The 17,146-nt window shown below is 42.4% G+C and carries 13 protein-coding genes; 9 read left to right on the forward strand and 4 right to left on the reverse strand.

What is annotated here, in order from left to right; all coding sequences use genetic code 11:
• The first annotated feature begins 174 nt into the window (after positions 1-174).
• Positions 175-2,166 carry a methyl-accepting chemotaxis protein gene (locus MSP8886_RS02620; protein ID WP_067012380.1) on the forward strand — a complete coding sequence of 664 codons (1,992 nt, stop codon included), beginning with the start codon at positions 175-177 and terminating at the stop codon, positions 2,164-2,166.
• 93 nt (positions 2,167-2,259) lie between these two features.
• Here MSP8886_RS02620 and MSP8886_RS02625 read toward each other — a convergent pair whose 3' ends face one another.
• Positions 2,260-3,741 (reverse strand): coniferyl aldehyde dehydrogenase, encoded by a 1,482-nt coding sequence (locus tag MSP8886_RS02625; RefSeq protein ID WP_245659011.1) that lies wholly within the window; start codon positions 3,739-3,741, stop codon positions 2,260-2,262.
• Between the two features lie 1,352 nt (positions 3,742-5,093).
• Between MSP8886_RS02625 and MSP8886_RS02630 the strand changes: the two genes are divergently transcribed.
• The 7 genes from MSP8886_RS02630 (at position 5,094) to MSP8886_RS02660 (ending at position 12,173) form a co-directional block, all read left to right on the forward strand.
• Positions 5,094-6,695, forward strand: a complete 1,602-nt coding sequence (locus MSP8886_RS02630) for an ABC transporter substrate-binding protein (protein ID WP_067012382.1) — start codon at positions 5,094-5,096, stop codon at positions 6,693-6,695.
• A gap of 106 nt (positions 6,696-6,801) precedes the next feature.
• Positions 6,802-7,812, forward strand: coding sequence for an ABC transporter permease subunit (locus MSP8886_RS02635; RefSeq protein ID WP_067012384.1), 1,011 nt, complete (start codon positions 6,802-6,804; stop codon positions 7,810-7,812).
• A 12-nt stretch (positions 7,813-7,824) separates the two neighbouring features.
• Positions 7,825-8,760, forward strand: coding sequence for a dipeptide ABC transporter permease DppC (dppC, locus tag MSP8886_RS02640; protein ID WP_067012386.1), 936 nt, complete (start codon positions 7,825-7,827; stop codon positions 8,758-8,760).
• Positions 8,761-8,769: 9 nt separating this feature from the next.
• Positions 8,770-9,738, forward strand: a complete 969-nt coding sequence (gene dppD, locus MSP8886_RS02645; RefSeq protein ID WP_067012388.1) for a dipeptide ABC transporter ATP-binding protein — start codon at positions 8,770-8,772, stop codon at positions 9,736-9,738.
• Entirely contained in the window at positions 9,735-10,769 is a 1,035-nt protein-coding gene (locus tag MSP8886_RS02650) for a peptide ABC transporter ATP-binding protein (protein WP_067012391.1), read from the forward strand. Before dppD ends, MSP8886_RS02650 begins: the two co-directional genes overlap by 4 nt.
• Positions 10,770-10,967: 198 nt before the next feature.
• Complete coding sequence (locus MSP8886_RS02655) at positions 10,968-11,567, forward strand: AHH domain-containing protein (RefSeq protein ID WP_067012393.1); 600 nt, start codon at positions 10,968-10,970, stop codon at positions 11,565-11,567.
• Between the two features lie 15 nt (positions 11,568-11,582).
• A complete protein-coding gene (locus MSP8886_RS02660; RefSeq protein WP_067012395.1) occupies positions 11,583-12,173 on the forward strand; it encodes an imm11 family protein in 591 nt (196 codons plus the stop codon).
• Between the two features lie 235 nt (positions 12,174-12,408).
• Here the strand turns inward: MSP8886_RS02660 and MSP8886_RS02665 are convergent, their stop codons facing one another.
• Positions 12,409-12,870: a YehS family protein gene (locus MSP8886_RS02665; RefSeq protein WP_067012397.1), complete on the reverse strand. Its 462-nt coding sequence runs from the start codon at positions 12,868-12,870 to the stop codon at positions 12,409-12,411.
• 235 nt (positions 12,871-13,105) lie between these two features.
• Between MSP8886_RS02665 and MSP8886_RS02670 the strand changes: the two genes are divergently transcribed.
• Complete coding sequence (locus tag MSP8886_RS02670) at positions 13,106-14,221, forward strand: acyltransferase family protein (RefSeq protein WP_175365249.1); 1,116 nt, start codon at positions 13,106-13,108, stop codon at positions 14,219-14,221.
• Between the two features lie 32 nt (positions 14,222-14,253).
• Here MSP8886_RS02670 and MSP8886_RS02675 read toward each other — a convergent pair whose 3' ends face one another.
• Both MSP8886_RS02675 and MSP8886_RS02680 read right to left on the reverse strand, forming a co-directional pair.
• The gene (locus MSP8886_RS02675; RefSeq protein ID WP_067012399.1) at positions 14,254-14,790 is read right to left on the reverse strand and encodes a 5' nucleotidase, NT5C type; all 537 of its coding nucleotides are present in this window, start codon (positions 14,788-14,790) and stop codon (positions 14,254-14,256) included.
• Between the two features lie 193 nt (positions 14,791-14,983).
• Positions 14,984-16,975 (reverse strand): methyl-accepting chemotaxis protein, encoded by a 1,992-nt coding sequence (locus tag MSP8886_RS02680; RefSeq protein WP_067012401.1) that lies wholly within the window; start codon positions 16,973-16,975, stop codon positions 14,984-14,986.
• Between the last annotated feature and the right edge of the window lie 171 nt (positions 16,976-17,146).

The following is a 17,146-nucleotide window of genomic DNA, read 5'->3' on the forward strand; positions in this document are numbered from 1 at the left end:
TAGATATATATTTCTTTGTAGTATGCTGACAAAATATTTGCGTTATTCCTATTAAAGCGTATTTAACTGGGATGATGAGATTACATTGATGTAGAGCAAAAAATGGATAGGATGCCCATATGTCCCATTTGGTTTTTTGTTAATTAACTCTTGTTTATAAAACATGGAGAGAACATGAAGCCCACCTTGAAAATTCGCCAGCAAATCGCCATTGGTCTGCTCGCCATTCTTATTTTAGCCTTAGCCTGTATTTATGCGGTTGTCGAGTTTAAGGTAAAGCCAGATCTTACCTTAGAACGTCAAAGACAAATTGCCGTTAATCAAGAGGCATTATCCAATTTACTCAGTGCCAAATTAGAAAAAATTCAGGTACTCACCAGTACGTTGGCATTGCTTAGTGCGCGTTTACCCAAGGATGAGGCGTTATTCAAGACACTTTTCCCAAGTGTGATAGACAATCATGACGATGCCAGTATTGCTGGTGGGGGAATTTGGCCTGAGCCAAATGCGTTCACAAAAGGAGTGGATCGTCGTAGCTTTTTTTGGGCGCGCTCTGATTCTGGTATGAAGTATCTAGATGATTATAATGATCCTTCGGGCCCCGGTTATCATAACGATAGCTGGTATACCGTGGGACGTAATGCACCCGTTAATCGCTGTTCTTGGTCCGATGCTTATATTGACCCTGTTACCAAAACCCCCATGGTGACCTGTACTGTGCCAATTAAAGAGAAAGGCCAGTTCACTGGGGTGGCGACTATCGATATGATGTTGGCGGATATTACCAAATCGTTAGAAGCCTATGGCACTGAAAACCAAGGTTATGTGTTTGCCATTGATCCCTCAGGGCAAGTGATTAGCTTCCCGAAAGGTAAAGCTAATCTTGTCAAAAATGATGGCAGCATGCTAACAGTGGCCGAGCTATCAAAGCAATATCCATCATTGAAACCTGCTTTAACGTATTACAATCAATCAGGTCGGCAAAAAGGCTTTGAAGAACAGAAGGACGCTATTTTAGGTGGGGCGGCCTATGTCAATGTGGTTAAGCTGCCAAGTACTGGCTGGAGTGTGGGTTTGGTGGTAGAAAAGTCTCGCATGACGGAAATCGCACAAAATATGGGCTGGTTCCTGATGCTAGCCATTGGTGCATTATTGATTGTCGTTGGTGTGATTGCCGCTACCTTCTTCCGCAGTTTGTTAGGGCAAATCAATCAAACCACTACTCGAATTCACCAGCTGGCAGAGGGAGGTAGTACGCAAGAGCTTGAGGTCGGTAAGCTCAATGAATTGGGAGAGTTACGCCAAGCTGTCAATGGGTATGGCGATAAACTGAAACAACTATTAGGGCAAATTCACCAAGAGTCTGCAAACCTAGTGAAAGACGCTGGTCGTTTAAGTGAGTTCAGTCATGACTTCTTGAATAAAGCGAATAGTTTGAGTGATGAAAACCACACGTTAGCGGCAGCGACTGAAGAATTAGCTGCTACCTCTCATGATGTGTCTATGTATGCTAATGAAACGAAGGAAACCGTCGAGCGTATCCATAATGATGTTCGTGTGAGTGGTAAAGAAATGGGCGAAGTGATTAATACCATGCGTTCTCTCACACAGGCCATGACCCTAGCACAACAAAATATCCTTAAGTTGGATGAAGACAGTCGCCAAGCGAATAGCATGTTAAGTGTGATTCGTGATATCGCTGAGCAAACGAACTTATTGGCCTTAAATGCGGCAATTGAGGCGGCTCGGGCGGGTGAAACAGGGCGAGGCTTTGCTGTGGTCGCGGATGAAGTGCGTAACTTGGCGGCTAAGAGTGAAAGTTCTGCTGTGGAAATTGAGCAGGTGCTCGGACGCTTACAAGTTGGCTCGAAAGAGTCCGTCAGCTCAATGGAGCTGGGGCAACAGGAGACTGAGAAAGCGGTGCAGACGGCCGAACTCACGGCTAATCACCTACAGGAAGTGGTGAATGCCTTCTCACAAATTACTGAACAGGCAACGCAGATTTCTGAGGCGGCCCATGAACAGCAAAAAGTCTCTCAGGATCTGACTCAGTTTGTCTCACGTTTGCAAGAGCTAACGGGCAGCAATGCGGCGGATTCAAACAAACTCAGTAATATGAGTAAAGAGATTGATGCGATTGCCAAACGTTTAAATGCATTAAGGTGAGTGATTAGCTTACCGTAAGCTTGAATTGTGTCCGCTCAATAAAAGGCCCCATTTACCATGGGGCCTTTTATGTATCCTGTGCCCCGTCCTGCATTATAAAAAGCGCCAATATCTTTTTAGTAGTTTGTGAATGTGTTTTTTATAAGGCGGCATGAGCAGACGTATCATATTTGGGCGTTTTTTATGGAGCACTGCTTTGGTGTGTGAGAAGGTATGAAACCCTTCGATTGCATGATACATCCCCATACCGGACTCACCGATCCCGCCAAAGGGTAAATCGGCCTGTGCCACATGTAAGAGGGTTTGGTTGATGACTAAGCCTCCACATACCATGCCTGTTTCGACCTCCCGATGCTCCTTTGTATTTTGGCTGAACAGATAAGTTGCTAGTGGACGAGGGCGCACATTGATATAGGCTATGGCTTCGCTGAGATCGTTATAGAGGAGCAAGGGTAAGATAGGCCCGAAGATCTCTTCCTGCATCACCTTAAGTTGTTCATCTGGTTGGTGCAAAAGGTGGAGGGCCAATTTGTTCTCTTTCCATTTTGGGCCCTGCGGCATTAAATTTTCGTAACAGATTTGCTGTTGCTCTATTTCGTCTAAATAACCCGTTAGTCTACTCATTTGTTTTTCATTGATTAAGCAGGTGTAATCAGGGCTATCGATTCCGTTAGGATACATACGTGCAAGTGTTTGCTTCATATGGTGTATCAAAGCAGGCTTTTGTTGTCGATGACATAGTATGTAGTCGGGTGCGACACAGGTTTGCCCCGCATTGATCAATTTACCAAATAGGATAGATTCAGCAGCCGTTTTCGGGTTCGCCGATGGTGACACAATCACAGGGGATTTCCCCCCCAATTCAAGGGTCACTGGAGTTAAATGTTGTGCTGCATTTGCCATAACCTGTTTGCCCACCTGGGTGGATCCAGTGAATAAAAGATGATCAAAGGGTAATTGGCTAAAGGCATTCGCCACCTCGACCTCCCCTTCAACAAAGGCAACCCACTCCTCGCTAAGGGATTCTTCCAATAGTTGGCGCAACACTGAGTTGGTTGCAGGACAGAACTCAGAGGCTTTTAACATGACGCGATTTCCCGCAGCCAATGCGCCTACTAACGGACTAAGAGACAATAAAATGGGGTAGTTCCAAGGCGAGATGATGCCGACAACCCCCTTAGGTTGATACATCACGCTGGCTTTGGCTGGAAAAATACTGATATGGGGGCGGCGAGATTGTGAGCGCATCCAATGAGATAGGTGTCGTTTAGCGTGTTTTATTTCCCCTAACGCCGGAATCAGTTCAATTAAACGTGACTCTTCAGGGGCGCGCTGCCCATAATCTGACGTTAATGCTTTCAATAAGGCTTCTTCATAACTTAATAATGCGTGTTGAAGCTTAGTTAATAGCGTTAGGCGCTGGTTAAAACTTGGAAATGGATGAATTCGGCTGTGTTTTTTTAAAACAAAAAGCGTGTTTTCTAGATTCTTATAGGGATCACCTTGATGATCAGGATCCATTGGGGCGATAGAAGATCGCTCAGTCGACGAAATCTGAGAAGCGATATTATCCATTGCGAGTCGAGTCCTCATTGTCATGTCTTATTGTTTTTCTATCACTCTAGCACAACTCTTGATGTCTACCGATATGAATTATACTCATTACTAAGCGCTTGTTTGACGTGAACAACAGGGGATTCCTGAAACCCGAAAAAATTTATCCCCAAACACTGGAGATAAAAATATACGCAATTTTTCGTCGTAAAAAACGTATAAACTCGTCCAAATGACGCCCTAATAGCCTTAGAAATAAATTACGGGGTTATTGATGCCGAGAGAAATCTCGTTTAGCTTTGAGGTTATAGGTATGAATTCATTTCATTGTGATATCAGACAATACAACTGGATAATGTTTATAACTTTCTGATTTTTAAAAGGAAAAAATTAAATTTTTTGCTAGAGAAGGCTTATAGATTGATTTTCTTAGACTTTATGGATAGGGACTGTCTGATGAGCTGGAGTGTATCTCTGGCGCTTTTATGAGCTTGGTTTGTTTTCCAACTGATTCGTATAAAAAATATACGATTTTTATTAACGTTATGATTTTATCAGGATTGGGTGGGGGTTGAGAAAATCTTGCACAAAGTTATCCACAGACTGATGTGTACGATTTTTATCACAGATGTCTTATTTAGGTCACCCCAAGGTATTGCTTTGCGCAAAAAGCAGGGCTTGCTATCGCAAGGTTTGTTGATTCCCTAAAGCATGGTGTATCTGGGTCTTGATTAGATGAAAATCGTGCTAAACCATGGCAAAAAACGAATTTGATTTTGGCTTTGTCCTCGAATGGAGACATAAAGATGTGAACTTATGCCTCACTCAGGCAAAAACAATGAGACAAAATACTCCATTAACCCAAGCGGTCGATCAAGGTATCAAGCGTCAGACAAAAACTTAACATCATACCGACTCTAAAAACCTTGAAAGGCCAACAGTATATTGAAAATATTGACTTTTTTATATCTTTTTTAATTCTCTAATTGCTTCCTCGACTGCACTATGATTGAGATTGGTCGCCGCATTTTTGGGTGATTCTTTTCTTCATATTCATTCCATATTCATTACACGTATGAAGCATCTCGTTATTTCGATTGGTGATTGTGTAAACCTTGAGTAACCTTGACCTACGCTATTTTTCTGCAAACCGTTCGTCGGTTGGTAAAAAATAGCTAAAGGGGGCTCAAGGACGAGACAAACACCTCATTTAGGCAGGAGCCTAAATGAGGTTGTTTTATATAGGTTCTTTCTCTCCAACTTTCTGAAAGGCGTCTATAGTTACCCTGTACCAAATCATAAAAGTAACGAGTACCTTGATTCTACTTCCCACGTGTTTCACACGATCATAATTATGCTAATGGAGAATGAAAATGAAAAAAGGGTTAGCAGCATTACCGCTTGCTATGCTGGCAGCGGGAGCGATGATGGCTTCCACTGTGCAAGCAAAAAGTACCTTGGTTTATTGTTCAGAAGGTAGCCCAGAAGGTTTTAACCCTGAGCTTTACTACTCTGGTACCACATTCGATGCGTCTTCTCAGACGATTTTTAACCGTCTGATGGAATTTAAATACGGTACGACCGAAGTGGTTCCCAGCTTGGCGACGAGCTATGATGTTTCTAAAGATGGCTTAGTATACACCTTTCATTTACGTCATGGTGTGAAGTTCCAAAGCTCAAAAGATTTTCATCCCACCCGTGATTTTAATGCGGACGATGTATTGTTCACATTCAACCGCCAGCGTCTTGAAAGCAACCCATACCATAATGTAGGTGGCGGTTCATATGGCTACTTTGATGATATGGGGATGGATAAACTGATCAAAAACATTGTGAAAGTCGATGACTACACAGTGAAGTTTGTATTGAATCACCCAAATGCTCCTTTTGTTGCTAACTTAGCGATGGACTTCGCTTCTATTTTCTCTAAACAGCAAGCAGATCAATACCTAAAAGCGGGCACACCTGAGAAGCTAGACCAAGACCCAGTAGGTACTGGTCCATTCCAAAAAGTTCAGTACCAAAAAGACTCTTTAATTCGTTATGTTGCCTTTAAAGATTACTGGAAAGGCAAGCCAAAAATTGACCGTCTTGTTTTCTCCATTACGCCGGATGCCTCTGTTCGCTACGCTAAGTTAAAAGCCGGTGAGTGTGACGTGATGCCCTATCCAAACCCTGCTGATCTTAAACAGATGGCAAAAGATCCAAACATTAAATTGCTAAGTCAGGCGGGTTTGAATGTGGGTTATCTAACGTTTAACGTTAAGAAAAAACCCTTTGGCGATGTGAAAGTTCGTCAGGCATTGAACTATGCGACAGACAAAAAAGCCATTATTGATGCCGTCTTCCAAGGGGCAGGTACAGTAGCTAAAAACCCAATTCCGCCGACTATGTGGTCTTATAATAACAGCATTAAGGATTACCCATTTGATCCTGCTAAAGCCAAAGAGTTGTTAAAAGAAGCGGGTTATCCAAATGGTTTCTCCACGACGATTTGGGCCATGCCTGTTCAACGTCCATATAACCCAAATGCTCGTCGTATGGCGGAGATCATCCAAGAAGACTGGGCGAAAGTGGGTGTGAAGGCGAAGATCAAGACTTACGAATGGGGTGAGTATTTGAAACGCGCGAAAGCGGGTGAAGCCGATACTCTACTCATTGGTTGGACTGGCGATAATGGCGACCCGGATAACTTTTTATATACCTTACTAAGCTGTGATGCTGTAGGTGGTGGTAACTATTCTGAGTGGTGTAACAAAAGCTTTGATACCCTTTTGACCAAAGCGAAACGCACATCAGATATCGCAAAACGCACCAAGTACTATAAGGAAGCGCAAGTGATCTTCCATAAACAAGTACCTTTTATGCCGATTGCCAACTCGACCGTTTATATGCCAATTCGCAAAGATGTGAAAAACTATAAAATTATTCCATTGGGAGTCCATAACTTCGAGTACGTAAGTAAAGAAGATTAATCCTAATTGGATGTAGAAAAAGGTGTTTGCTTGCTGGGACGTGAGCAAACACCTCACTGATCGAGCGCTGCTCGTTCTAGTCAAATAGCCAGAGAGCCATTTCTTTATGTTCCAGTTTATTTTCCGCCGATTAAGCCTTGTCATCCCGACGTTTATTGGTATTACTCTACTGACCTTTGCTTTGATTCATATGATTCCTGGGGATCCGATTGAAGTCATGGCGGGTGAGCACGGCGTATCTGCCGCACGTCATGCTGAGTTGGCTGCTCAGCTTGGTCTTGATAAGCCGCTTTATGTGCAATATTTCGATTATGTTGTCGGTATCTTACACGGCAATTTAGGGTATTCACTGGTGACTCATGATTCGGTCATGAAAGAGTTTCTTACCCTATTTCCTGCCACGGTTGAACTGTCAGTTTGTGCGGCTATTTTCGCCATCTTCGTTGGGCTGCCAGCTGGTATTTTTGCGGCCGTTAAACGTGGCACTATTTTTGATCACTCTGTAATGACGATGTCGCTGACAGGGTATTCCATGCCGATTTTTTGGTGGGCTTTATTGCTCATGTTGGTTTTCTCCGTGACATTAGGGTGGACACCCGTTTCCGGCCGGATTGATGTGGTGTATTGGATTGATAATGTCACAGGGTTTATGTTGATTGACTCTTGGTTGTCGGGTGAAAAAGGCGCGTTTATTTCGGCTGTCTCACATCTTATTTTGCCAAGCATTGTTTTGGGTACCATTCCGATGGCGGTTATTGCTCGCATGACACGCTCGTCTATGTTGGAAGTATTAAGTGAAGACTATATTCGAACGGCCCGTGCCAAAGGAATTGCCCCTTGGCGAGTGATCATTATTCATGCGTTACGTAATGCGTTGATTCCGGTGATTACGGTGATTGGTTTACAAGTTGGCACCTTGTTGTCGGGGGCGATTCTGACGGAAACCGTCTTTGCCTGGCCGGGCATCGGTAAATGGTTGATCGAAGCTATTAGCCGGCGAGATTATCCAGTAGTGCAAGGTGGTATTTTGATTGTTGCTACCATTATCATCATTGTAAACCTGTTGGTTGATGTCGCTTATGGCATTGTTAACCCACGTATTCGACATAGCCGATAAGGAGGCGCTTTTATGACGATTCAATCAAAAGCGCAATCTGCGCAACCCAATTCAGAGCCCCAAGAGGCCATTAATATAGCTCCGGCACCAAGAACTCCTTTGCGTGAGTTTTGGCACTATTTTAGTAGCAATAAAGGGGCGGTCGCGGGCTTGGCATTTATTGTCTTGATATGCTTTTTAGCGATATTTGCCAATGTGATTGCTCCCCATTCGCCGTCCGATCAGGTCCGTGATGCGTTTCTATTGCCTCCGGCTTGGTTGGATGGTGGTAATTGGTCTTACATTTTAGGGACGGACGATGTGGGACGAGATATTTTGTCTCGTTTGATTTATGGCGCTCGTTTGTCATTGGCCGTTGGGGCGTTGGCGGTTACTTTATCGTTAGTGTTAGGTATTTTACTCGGCTTAGTAGCAGGGTATTTTAAAGGTGTGATTGACGTCGTTATCATGCGTTTGGTCGATATTATGTTGGCCATGCCCAGTTTGTTGCTCGCCATTGCGGTTGTTGCCATTCTAGGCCCCAGTATTTTTAATGCGGCTTTGGCCATCTCCATTGTCTCTTTGCCTAACTATGTTCGTTTGACCCGTGCTGCTACCTTGAGTGAAATGTCTCGTGATTATGTCACCTCATCACGGGTTATTGGGGCGAGCCCACTGCGTCTGATGTTTATCTGTATTTTGCCAAACTGTTTGGCTCCTTTGATTGTACAGGCCACGATGGGCTTTTCCAGTGCGATTTTGGACTTGGCAGCACTGGGCTTTTTGGGGCTCGGTGCACAACCACCGACACCAGAGTGGGGATCCATGTTGGCGAATGCGTTGCAATTTGTACAGCGTGCATGGTGGGTCGTCACCTTCCCAGGTTTGATCATCTTGATCACCGTGTTGGCCTTTAACCTCATGGGCGATGGCTTACGCGATGCCCTTGATCCCAAGTTGAAACAGTAGGAGGTTGTGATGTCACTGTTACAGCTGGACAATTTAAGTGTGACCTTCGGCAAATTCCGTGCCGTGGACAACATCAGTTATAAAGTCGAGGAAGGGGAAGTCCTAGGTATTGTCGGGGAATCTGGCTCAGGTAAGAGTGTGAGTTCATTGGCGATTATGGGCTTGATCGATTTTCCTGGCAAAGTCACCGCCGATCAGTTGTCGTTCGATGGTAAAGATCTACAAGCCATGCCAGAAAAGCAGCGTCGTAAACTGACAGGCTCGGACATTGCGATGATCTTCCAAGATCCAATGACCAGTTTGAACCCATGTTTTACTGTGGGCTACCAGATTATTGAAGCGCTCAAAACGCACCAAGGCGGCAGTAAAAAAGAATTGAAAAAACGGGCCGTTGAATTGCTGACCCAAGTGGGCATTCCGGCGCCTGAATCACGTCTGGATAATTATCCTCATCAACTGTCTGGGGGAATGAGCCAACGGGTGATGATCGCCATGGCGATTGCTTGTAATCCTCGTTTGCTGGTGGCAGATGAACCCACCACGGCATTAGACGTGACCATTCAGGCACAGATCATTGATTTGCTAATAGAGTTGCAACGCAAAAAACAAATGGGCTTGGTATTGATTACCCATGACTTGGCGTTAGTAGCGGAAGTTGCCCATCGTGTTATCGTGATGTATGCAGGCCAAATCGTTGAGTCTGGTCCGGCTGCCGAGGTATTTAGCACGCCGAAACATCCGTACACACAAGCCTTGTTGGCTTCTCTGCCCGAATCCGCCTCAGGAAAAGCCCGTCTAGATGCCTTGCCTGGAGTGGTGCCAGGTCAATATGATCGTCCACAAGGGTGTTTGCTAAGTCCACGCTGCCCTTACGCAACGGATCATTGTCGAAAAGAGGAGCCTGAGAACCAAGGTTCACTGAATCGACAAGTGAAATGTCACACGCCACTTGATACACAAGGGAGACCTGCCGCATGAGTAAAACAAACGTTGCTGACAGTGCGCTAATTCTAAAAGCTGAGGGTCTGAAACAGCATTATCATGTGAAACAAGGTATGTTTAAGCCTGAAGCCGTGGTGAAAGCGGTCGATGGGGTAAGTTTTAATCTGGAAAAAGGAAAAACTCTGGCCGTAGTGGGGGAGTCAGGTTGTGGTAAATCGACTCTAGGTCGTATGCTAACCATGATTGAAACACCGACTGATGGCCAATTGGGCTACCTTGGGCAGAATTTGCTGACCCTAAGCAAGAGTACACAGACTAAGTTGCGTCAGAAAATTCAGATTATTTTTCAGAATCCCTATGGTTCACTGAATCCGCGTAAGAAAATCGGCACAATTCTCGAAGAGCCTTTGGTGATTAACACAGACTTGCCCAAAGCGGATCGTAAAGCCAAAGCCATTTCCATGATGGAAAAAGTGGGACTCAAAGCGGAGCATTATGATCGCTACCCCCATATGTTCTCCGGTGGTCAGCGCCAGCGTATTGCCATTGCCCGTGGTTTGATGCTGGATCCTCATGTCATCGTGGCTGATGAGCCCGTTTCTGCGTTGGACGTATCGGTACAAGCGCAGGTGCTCAACCTAATGATGGATTTACAAGAAGAGTTTGGATTGAGCTATGTGTTCATCTCTCATGACCTATCGGTTGTAGAGCATATTGCTGACGATGTGATGGTGATGTATTTAGGAAAAGTGGTTGAACAAGGAACGTGTGAACAATTGTTCGACAACCCGAAACATCCTTATACCCTAGCTCTATTGTCTAGTACGCCACAGCTATCACCTGAAAAGCGTCGCTTACGAATTAAGCTAGAAGGGGAGTTACCGTCACCATTGAATCCACCTTCTGGTTGTGCATTTCATGGGCGTTGCCGCTTTGCTAATGAACGTTGTAAAAGTGAAACACCTGTGTTGAAACTGGATAGCTACGACGAATCAGAACAAGGTCATTTAATTGCTTGCCATGCGGTAGAAGAAAACCGCATTAATCTGGCTGAAGAAGTGGCATAACACGATCACAAGTAGGCGAACAGGATATATATGACAAACGCCCGAAAGGGCGTTTTTTATCTTGTTTCCTTAATCTTTTCTTGTGTTGAGTTTGTCTTTTAATTATAAATATTTATAGTTTTTCAACATGAAGGTTGATTATATCTACTAACCTATCCCCAGCGATTTGGGTTTCATTATATTTTAAGGGATTAGAAAATGCAGCGGGAATATCAAGAAGTGTCTATTCAAGACCTTGAGGAAGACATTTTATCGGTAACAGGTGATGCAGTTCATGCAAAATCTACAGCTCAAGCCTATGCTATTTATTATAAAAATGTAGTAACTAGCTCTATTAAATATAGAAAAGGCTATATAAGTGATAGTGAACTTGTATACTCCCGTAATGTACAGTGGGAGCATATGAGGGCTCATTCTAAAAAACTTGCTGAGAATATGAGAAAAGCTGGTCGAGGTGATAAACCTGAAGGAACTGCCGCTCATCATATCGTCTCATGGAATGATATTAGGGCCTCAAAAGCTAGGCTTAGATTAGCTGCTTTTGGAATTGATATTGATCATGAAGCTAACGGTGTCTATTTGCCACTCCATAAAGCTCATATTCCTATGAAGTCAATGCCTAGAGCATATGCACATTCTACTATCCATACAGAGAAATACTATTTGAATGTTGAGTTCTTGATCGATGAAGCTATACAGGAAGGGCTTGGGCATAGAGGAATTTTAGACACTTTACGTGATATTGCAAATGGCCTACAAAAAGGCACTTTCCCAATTGATGATATTATTGACGAATAACGGGTAAAATTATAAATGTCTAATTTCAATAAGGTTTTTAGGTTTTATATTAATCCAGATCTTTATTTTTATTTGAATGAAACGGAGTTTGAGCAAACTTTACAGTTAACTGAAGGACAAGTTTTGTTGTTTGATGGACACTCTATGAAAGATAATTGGCGTACTTTAGGCGTCAAATGGTTAATTCATAAGGATAATGAAAATAAGGGTTTAGAAATACCGGATATCGCTGGCTTAGGAGCGACATCTTTTGTCTTGTCAGAGAAAGCTAAAAATATTCTTGAGCCGCACTTGGGTAAAAATGTTGAATATCTAGAATGTGATTTGCAAGGTGATATTTGGTATGCATTAAATTTAGTTGGATTTGAAGATGTTTTAGATAAGGATCTAACTCAATGGAACTATAATGAAAGAGGAAAGGTTGATAGAGTTAAAAAATTCAATCGATTGGTAATAGATAAGAAAAAAATACAAAACCCTACAATTTTTAGAGCCAAAGAAATAGGCCTAAGGTACATGACAACAGATGCAGAAAATAGTCTCTATGATTTGGTTAAAAAGCATCAATTAACAGGCTTGGATTTTCGAGAGATTGAGACATCGTAATAGTTTTTAGTTTTTTTATTTTCTAAGACGTTTCAGAGTATATACAGAATTTTGGCGGTTTTCCATATAAGGCGATTTCATATACTTATGTTTACGCCTGCCTGATATATCTTGCAGCTTACGATAAAAACGTATTTATAATTCTGCTTTTTAAAGACTGTTTTTATAACAGTCTTTTTTGGTTTATCCAAGCAAGTATTTAAAATTATCATTTGTATATGTTATGAAAGAATGACTACTCTGGACGAAACTTTCGTTGCAGTCCTAGGATAAAATTACGCAGGATTTGGTCTTTACATTCACGGTAGTGTTTGTTGTCTGGCTTGCGGAAAAAAGCGCTTAGCTCGTGCTTGCTCATGTTGAATTCGGCTAATTGCATGATGTCTAAAATGTCTTCTGCTTTTAAGTTAAGGGCAATGCGTAGCTTCATAAAAATGGCATTATTGTTTAAATGCTTCTCTGGAATGGGTTGCTCTCCTTCGCGTTTTCCACGCTTTACATTGATAAAGCCATTTAAAAAGGTAGCCAGCTCTTGATCGGCCATGGGCGTGTAACCTTCCTCTCCTTCTTTTGTCATCCAAGCAATAATTTGATCACGTGTAACGGTGCTATCCGCTGCGGAAAATACCTCTTTCACATACGCATCTTTAAGAGCAAAGGTATAACGGAGGCGGCGTAAAATATCATTGTTTGTCAAAATAGAGTCCTAGTGTTAGGTAAGCGAGATATGGTTGCAGGTAGATAAGAGAGGCTGATTTTAGCAGGTTTTGTCATACAACCTGATGTTTTTTATTAAAAATCTTAATAATTTGCAAACATCACGGAGGCATTGCATGGTGAAAGTAAAATATTCAGTTATTGTAAAATAGTTGTTGATTCTATATCTGACTAAAGACTTAATACAAGAATCTCTTATGTGTGGAGGTTTTATTGTGAAAACATTCGAGCATTCAATGCCCATGGGGGCAGGCATTGAAAATAACAGTCCTTCCAAGGTTAGTAAAGTCGCCCGAGTAACGGAGTTTGATTATTTACGTGGAATAGCGATCATTTTGATTGTGTTAGGCCACTCTATTACTAATAGTAATCATGGTTTTCCTGTTTGGTTGGAAAACATACTACGCGGTGGAACTGGGGTCTTTGTATTCATTTCTGGCTTTTTCTTCCACCACGTTTTTTCTCAGAGTTTCAACTTTCAGAAATTTATGGGTAAGAAGTGCCGCAACGTACTGGTGCCATTTTTGGCCGTATCAGCATTTGCCATTGTGGTGAATTTTTTTGGTTTCATGTGGATTGATGGTGCTTCTTTTAGTAAAGCGCTAGCACTTTGCGGTCAGGTGTTGGAGCGTGGTTATGTCTTGTTTCCTCACTGGTATATTCCATTCATCATGGCAACCTTCTTGTGTTCTGGGCTGCATTTTCGTTATTTGAAACTGTCGTTGTTTTCTCAATTATCGATTTTGATAGCTTTTTCATTAGTTGCTCTGGTTATTCAGCGACCAGAAGCGAATGAGAACGTATTACAGTCGGTGATATATTTTACGCCTTTTTATTTGATAGGCATGTTGTATTCTCAATATCTAGAATGGATGAAGCAGAACTACCGCTATTTTCTTATCGCTGCTTTAGTAACTGTCTTATTGAGCATATGGCTGCAGTCAAGTGTATTTTTTCACGTAGGCGATTATCATAAAAACGCTTTTCAGTGGAAGGGAATAGACTTGCAGTTTATTCAAAAAGTAGGTCTATGTATCTTGCTTGTTGGATTTTGTCGGCATTGGGTAAGCGAACGCTTAGGAAAGCATTTAACTATGATTGCTGGAATCAGCTTTGCTATTTTCTTTTTACATCCGCTACTAGGAATGATGTGGGGAAACACAAAATATTTCCTTTTGCATTTTGGCTATATTCAGCCAAACACGACCCTATGGTATAGCTTAGTGTCATCTGTGGTGCTGTTTGCCTTTCAGTTTTATGGCACTGTGTGGTTGGTTCGCCACTTGAAGCGACTCTTTGGTTCCAAGAGCCGTTTACTGATTGGTGCCTAAGTGTAAACTCCCTTGCTAATAGCAAGGGAGTTTTAATCTAAACGTAGCGTTTCTAATACTTCTTTCCAGCTATAGACGCGTTGGAAGTCTGTTGCATACATATTATGGAAGGCATGAAATAAAAGACCTTTTCCATCAAAAGTTGCTAAGTGTTTAGGCGTATCATCGATAAGGTAATCTGCGTTAATAATGCTTTTGTCTCCACAAAAAACATAATTGAGTTCATGAATAAAAGGAAAATGTTTTTTTAGCCATTCATACTTAGCTTGAAAAGACGTTGGGTATTCCATTGCGGCAGTGACAAAGAAGATATCATATTGCTCGGAGAGTGTTTTGATGGACTCAATGGCATCATCAAAGACCATTAAGTCACGAAAAAAATCAGGGTGATGAGGGTAGGATTTTACTGCCGCCATGTGCTCTTCTGGAACCACATGGTAAATGCGTGTGCCTGCGGTATCTTCTTTGGTGAGTTGAGTACTAAACTGTTTATTGTACCATTCTATATGACGCCCTAAACTGTCACAGACCGTTTCGTCCATATCAATCGCTATACGTTTTCTCATCATTTCCTCTCGCTGGTATTTTTGTCTCAAATGATGGCTTTTATGGATAAATTTTAAGCTTATATTGTGACATAGATAATAACGCCATTGGTTAATTTAGTTGTTTGCTTTCAGTGTGCATGGGAAGAATACTAAGTTAGGGGCTTAGGGCGAACAGCCTGCTAAGAGATAGGAGGCTGTCTTTCCCCGATAGACCTTATTTAATGGTATAAGAGCTTATTTCGTTAAGCACATTGTCAAAACGTTGTTTTGCTTGGCTTGCTTCTTGGTCTGTATTGGTGACTATATTCAGAATGTTGTGTGAGCGCTCATTAAGGCTTTGAATATTTTTATTGATTTCCTCGGATACTTGAGATTGTTCTTCAGAGGCTGTTGCGACTCGTTCGATGGTTTGTGTGATGTTTTCAACAGAATCAAACAGCTCTTGCATCATATCGATATTATCCCTGACCACAGTTGATGTGCCTGTCGCCATCTCTGTACATTGTTCCATTGATTGTAGTGCTTCTTTTCCTGATTCGACGAGCGCTTTTATCATGGTACGTATCTCTTCTGTGGAGCCTTGAGTACGTTGAGCTAAGGTTCTCACCTCATCTGCAACAACAGCAAATCCTCGGCCTTGCTCTCCTGCTCTGGCGGCTTCGATGGCGGCGTTTAAGGCTAATAAATTGGTCTGTTCTGCGATGGCTTCGATGGTTTGTAAAATGCTGCTAATTTGTTCGGTATGAGAGGTGACAGACTGTACCGATTGATAGCCACTCCCCACCTTAGAAGATAAGCTCTCAATGGAATCAAGGATAGTCTGAATGCGTTGTGATCCTTGCATGCTTTGCTTTCTAATAGTTTCTGTATCGTCAGCGGCGGATTGCATGTCTTGAGAGATCGTGCCACTGGTTTGCGACATTTGGTTCACTGCTGATGCCATTAGATCGGTTTGGTTGAATTGATCTTGCGTTTCCTGCAGGGCGTTGTGAGATAAATGGCTTAGCTCATCCATACTGTTTTTGGATTCGGTTGCCATGCCCATCATGGCGTCAAATGACTCTTTTAAATGTTCTAAATGGGTATTCAAGTGCTGGATGATATCTCCTAATTCATCATTTGAATTATGTTCTATACGGCCAAGTAAGTTACGTTTAGTCGAAATGTTGGATAGAACTTGGCTAATTTGTTGGACGCGTTTGGTTAGAGAGCGTGTGAGAGTATAAGACAGCCAAAGAATCGGCAGAATCAATAGGGAAAAAACAATAATCAGCGCATTTCGATAGTAAATACTCTGCGTGGTAAGTGAGTTGCTCAGAGCATAGATTTGTGTACTGATTTTATCGGCGACGGCTTTTATTAAGCCAATTTTCGTGGTGGCTAGGTTAAACCAATTGCTGGGGCCATTAACAACAGCGACATCTTTCTGTTTGAGAAAGTTGCTAGTGATTTGATCCACTTTTTTCCATGCATCGTTCTCGGCGGCCGTCTTTAGCATGGCTAATTGTTTCTCGGATGCCATGGCTTTGAAGTGCTCTAATTGGAGCGTTTCATTGTTAATGAAAGCAGCAATTTGTGATTGTCGCTTGGGGGTGGTAGTTTTAGCAGCAAATACACCATTTAATGCCCCGCGATATTGGCCTACTCGTTCTTTCATCCATAACAGGTTCAAGCGTGCCTCTAGCGTCTTGGCGATATCTCTATTATTAATGTTTAAAATGGCATATTGAATCGCATCTAATGCGCTCTGATTGACTTTAGAATAAAAATTAAACGCGTTATTGTCAGGTGATAAGGTATCAACCTTTTGACGAATGGTGTTTTTATCCGTTAGGACGTTGAGTACATGATCTCGATAGCTATTCAGCTGAGCGTTGCTTAATTCTTGGAAGGCGTCTGGCTGAACATCTCTCAAGGCGGCTTCAGCTTGGTCCGCTTTTAGGCGCTGAGCCATTAAAGCATCTTTGCCTTTTTTGCCTTGGCTGCCTAAAAAGCCTGCGCTTAAGCCCCGTTCCACTGCGAAATTATGGGCCACGTTATCTAATAAGGTGGAAAGTTTGACCATGTCTTCGGCGGTTCGTCCTTCATCAACTTGTTTGTTCAGGTCTATTACTAAAATAGCAACAACGAGAACGGCAAACAAAGAAGGGGCGATGCCGATAAAGGTAATGGCGTGGGATAGCTTTAGTTTAGAAAATGTAAACACCTTGTTATTACTCCCTGTGATCCTAAAAATAAGTTTAGTAAAGGTTGAATATTTTTCCATCGGCAATGTTTGAATTAATAGGGAGTAGAGAAATCAAAAAAACATCCTGAAGCCCATCCTATGGTTATAGGATGGGCTTCAGGATGTTTGGAAAAATGAGGTCTTGGGTCG

The sequence above is a fragment of the Marinomonas spartinae genome (assembly GCF_900089775.1).
In the GTDB taxonomy this organism is placed as follows: Bacteria; Pseudomonadota; Gammaproteobacteria; order Pseudomonadales; family Marinomonadaceae; genus Marinomonas; species Marinomonas spartinae.